At 68.0% G+C, this 4,508-nt stretch carries 4 protein-coding genes and 1 pseudogene; all 5 read right to left on the reverse strand.

Annotated elements, in window-relative coordinates; genetic code table 11:
* Nucleotides 1–1,259, reverse strand: a 1,259-nt coding sequence (locus Q1V87_RS15620; RefSeq protein ID WP_300594958.1) for an FtsX-like permease family protein, incomplete at its 3' end; no start/stop codon positions are given.
* Nucleotides 1,256–2,053, reverse strand: coding sequence for an ABC transporter ATP-binding protein (locus Q1V87_RS15625; protein WP_300594961.1), 798 nt, complete (start codon nucleotides 2,051–2,053; stop codon nucleotides 1,256–1,258). The genes Q1V87_RS15620 and Q1V87_RS15625, both read right to left, overlap by 4 nt.
* 109 nt (nucleotides 2,054–2,162) lie before the next feature.
* Nucleotides 2,163–2,831 carry a response regulator transcription factor gene (locus Q1V87_RS15630; RefSeq protein WP_300594964.1) on the reverse strand — a complete coding sequence of 223 codons (669 nt, stop codon included), beginning with the start codon at nucleotides 2,829–2,831 and terminating at the stop codon, nucleotides 2,163–2,165.
* A complete protein-coding gene (locus Q1V87_RS15635; protein WP_300594967.1) occupies nucleotides 2,828–4,048 on the reverse strand; it encodes a histidine kinase in 1,221 nt (406 codons plus the stop codon). Before Q1V87_RS15635 ends, Q1V87_RS15630 begins: the two co-directional genes overlap by 4 nt.
* A gap of 70 nt (nucleotides 4,049–4,118) precedes the next feature.
* Nucleotides 4,119–4,508 (reverse strand): annotated as a pseudogene (locus Q1V87_RS15640) (MFS transporter); the annotation flags it as partial.

Below are 4,508 nucleotides of genomic sequence, written 5' to 3' on the forward strand. Positions count from 1 at the left end.
CCGAGCAGAACTCCCAGGACAGTCGCGGTCACCGTTACGTGCACTGCCTCCAGCAGCACCATGCGGCGGATCTGCGCGATGGAAACGCCGAGGGCGCGCAGGAGCCCCAGCTCCCGGGTGCGTTGGATGATCCCGAGGGTCAGGAGGTTCACGAGCCCGACTCCCGCGATCACTGCCGAGATCGCAACGAGCCCCATCATGACCGCCGCGACCGTGTCCATGATGCTCGCAAGCTCCGGGTCGAGCACGCCCCCCCCGTTGGCCGTGAGCACCGCCTTCACCGACTCGATCGCCACCGCGAACATCGTCACGAGAGTCACGCCGATGACGATGCCGATCGATGTCCGAGCTGAGCGTTCGGGATTCCGATAGGCGTTCTGCACCGCGAGCCGCGCAGGAGCGGAGCGACCGAACGCCCGGCCGACCAGGCGCAGCGCCGGAGGCATGACCAGCGGGGCTGCCATCGTGATGCCGGTGAACGAGAGGGCTCCACCGACGAAGGCGACCACGACACCGAGCGGTGAGACGAGTCCCAGCAGGATTCCCGCGGCAAGCGCGGCCGCCCCGAGGGCGAACAGGATGCCGGCGACAGCATGTCTCCCCCTTCGGGCGACGACCTCATCGGTGGCGAGGGGAACCGAGCCCGACACTGCCTGCAGCGGGGTGACGGTGAGAACTCGCCGGGAACCGATCCACGCCGCGAGCCACGTGGTGAGCGCCACGATCACGGCGGGCAGCAGCATCGACAGTGTGACCGGCGCCACGGGGACGGCATCCAACCCGAGTCGGACTATCGCGATCTGCGCTCCCGCGGCAGAGACGACGATGCCGAGTACCGTACCGATCACCGCGCCGAGCACGCCGACGATCAGCCCCTGGGAGGCCACGCGTGCTCGCTGCGACCTCGCCGACGCGCCGATCAGACGCAGCAGGGCGATCTGGCGCGATCGTCCGGCAACGACGGTCGCGAACGTGTTGGCCGTGACGATGCCGGCCACATAGACCGCGAGCGCGACGAGTAGCAGCGTCAGGAATCCGAGGATGAAGGCGAGGGTTCCACTGTCACCGATGTAGGGGTCCGCGCGCAGCATCGCCGCCAGAAAGTCGGTGGTGGCGATCAGCACGACCCCGAACACCGTCGAGATTGCAGCGACCAGGATGCTCGCCCCCATCCCGCGCTCACGGAGCCACGCGAAGCTCGTGCCGGCGCGCGGCATGCGCAGCGGCGCCTGATCGACGGATGCCGTGACGGTGCTCATGCGCCGACCTCCGCACGTCGCGTCTGCACGAGGGCGTCGCCCGCGTCAGCTGCGAGCATGTGAGCCGAGATCTGCTCGGCGGTCTGCGCGGGCTTGTCGGCGACGAGGCGCCCGTCACCGAGGAACAGGACGCGGTCGGCGTGGCTGGCAGCAACGGGGTCATGCGTGACCATGGCAATCGACTGCCTGCGCGTGCGGCTTGCCTCAGCCAGCAGCGCCAGCACCTCACGGCCCGAGCGCGAATCGAGGTTACCCGTCGGCTCATCAGCGAAGAGGAGATCCGGCGCGGTGGCCAGGGCTCGCGCGATGGCGACGCGTTGCTGCTGACCACCCGAGAGTTCGTGCGGCCGGTGACTCAAGCGCGATCGAAGCCCGAGCGTGTCGATGAGCCCGTCGATGCGGGCCTTCTCAAGCACGCTCGGCGCACGGCCATCGAGGTCGAACGGCAACAGGATGTTCCCCAGGGCGTCGAGAGTCGGCACGAGGTTGAAGGACTGGAACACGAAGCCGACGCGGCGACGACGCAAGATTGTGAGCTCAAGGTCGCCGAGATCGGTGATGTCGGTGTCGCCGATCCAGACCCGTCCGGCGGTCGGCGCATCGAGCCCGGCCATGATGTGCATGAGGGTCGACTTGCCCGAACCGGAGGGGCCCATGATCGCGGTGAACTCCCCGCGACGGATGCCGACAGTGACGTCATCGAGCGCCCTGACCGTTCCGCTTCCGGTGCCGTAGGTTTTGTCGAGGTTCTCTACGCGGGCCGCCAAGCCCATCTGCGTCGTGGTGATCTTCATGTCTCCGACGCTAGGAATCAGGCCCCGACCCCCGCGTCAGCCCGAAGTCGCGCCGTCATCCGTCGGAAGGATGATTCCGCGGCATCCGTCTCGCACGAGGTGTGAACGGTCAGACGAGCCCGTGCTCGTAGGCGAAGACAACCAGTTGAACGCGATCGCGCAGCCCGAGCTTGCCCAGGACGCGACTGATGTGCGTCTTCACCGTCGCCTCCGAGAGGTACTCGCGGGTGGCGATCTCGGCGTTAGACAGCCCCCGGGCGGCAAGGGCGAAGATCTCGCGCTCCCTGTCGGTCAGCTCGCCGAACGCCCGCGGCGTGGGTCGGGTCTGCTCATCGCGGAAGTGCGCGAACAGCTGTGCGGTAGCCGCCGCCGCGATCACCGCCGAACCGGCGTGGACACTGCGGATCGCGGCGAGGACGAACTCGGGCTCGGCATCCTTGAGCAGAAAGCCGCTCGCGCCGCCACGGATCGCTCGAGCCGCCGCCTCATCCAGATCGAAGGTCGTCAGCATGACGATGCGCGGCGCGTCAGGGTCCTGCAGCAGATGCGCCGTCGCCTCGAGACCGTCCATGACCGGCATCCGGATGTCCATGAGCACGACATCCGGCCGTGTGTCTCGCACCATCGACAGGGCCGTCTGGCCGTCTCCCGCCTCGCCGACGACTGCCATGTCGGGTTGTGAGGCGATCACCATGCGGATGCCGGCCCGAAAGAGCGCCTGATCATCCACGAGAGCGACGCGGATGACGGCGCGACCCGCACTGCTCTGGTCGGTCATCGTGCCGCCGACTCTCGACGCTCCGGTTCCACAGCGAAAGGGAAGGTCGCACGCACGACCCACATCTCCCCGACCATCCCGGCCTCCACTGCCCCACCGACCAGCCGCGCACGCTCGCGCATGCCGACGATACCGTGGCGCACTTCGGCCGACTCGATCGGGCGAAGCGCATCCGGCTCTGGCATACCGACCGGCCGATCGACCGGATTCGACGCCCACAGGTGCAGGCGGTCCGGGAGCCAGCGCATCGTCACCTCGACATCTCCGTTGCCGTGGCGGATGGCGTTGGTGAGAGCCTCCTGCAGCACACGGTAGATCGCCAGCTGCACAGCCGCGGGCACGGTTGCGGGAGGCATCGGCTCGACATCCACGCGAACCGCGAGCCCTGCAGCTCGCACCTGGGCGTACAGACTCTCCAGATCGTTCAGCATCGGCTGGGGTGCCACACCTTCGCTGTGGCGCATCTGCGTGAGCAGCAGCCGAACGTCCGAGAGTGCACTGCGTGCCGTTGTCGAGATTGTCGTGAGGGCATCCTTGGCCGCCTGCGGATCGGCATCGGCGGCGTACCGAGCCCCGTCAGCCTGGGCGATGATGACGGCGAGCGAATGACCGACGACGTCGTGCATGTCCCGGGCGATCCGGCCGCGCTCCTGCTCCTCGACGCGTTCCCGTTCCGCGCGCTCGCGCTCGCGCTGCGTGCGCCGGGCACGCAACGACGTTCGGACGAGAGCTCCCACGGTCCAGGCCAGAAGCAGTGCGAACCCGGCCGCAACCAAGACAGCGGCTGCCAAGGGCAGAACGCTCCACGAGGACACACTCAGCAGTTGCGTGCCGAAGAGGTACGCGGTGATCACTGCCGCTCCGACGATCGCCGACGAGAACCCGAGCCAATACACCAGCACAGTCCCGTAGGCCGCCGTCGCGTAGAGCACCGCGAAGATCGCTACATCCACGAAGGATGGCGGACGCAGCAGGAGCATCTGCACGATCGCCGCGATCCACGCCGTACCGAGCGCGAGAAGCGGCGAGAGCCGACGCAGCGCGAGGGCCGCCGCGAAGAGGACACACATAACCACTGTCGCGAACGCCGACTCGGCTGCCCAGCCGCCGACCGTCAGCTCCAGCGGAATGCAGAGCAGCCCGAAGACTCCCGCGACGGTGACATCCGTCGCCACCTGGTAGGGAAGGAGTTCGCGAAAGAGTCCGGGGCGCTTCACCTCTCCCACGCTACGGAACGGGCCCCTCGGCCGCGTCCATCTCGAGATGTATGTGCTCGGGCCTGACCGCCTACGGCGACGGCGTCGGTCCCGCGACCTCAGGCTCGGGCTCCTCAGCCTCTGAGGTCGCAGCATCGGGCGCGGCCCGATACTGCTCGGTGATGAGGCGGTACGACCGCGTCGTGAACGCGAGGAGGGCGATCACGACCATGGCAAGCCCGGCGAAGACGAAAACGAGCGCGATGCCCCGCGCCTCTCCGTCGCCGAGGAGCCATCCCCACGTCTGCTGACCGCTTGGCGACTCCATGTACGGGATGATCCAGAACTCGGCGATCGGTGCGATGAGGAACGCCGTGACGGGCGCCGCCGCCGATTCGAACGCGGCGGCGAAGCCGAAGACGCGCCCTTGCGATCCGTAGTCCACAACCTTCTGAATGACGGTCTGCTCGGACGCCTCAAC

The organism is Microbacterium sp. (assembly GCF_030149085.1).
GTDB lineage: Bacteria > Actinomycetota > Actinomycetes > Actinomycetales > Microbacteriaceae > Microbacterium.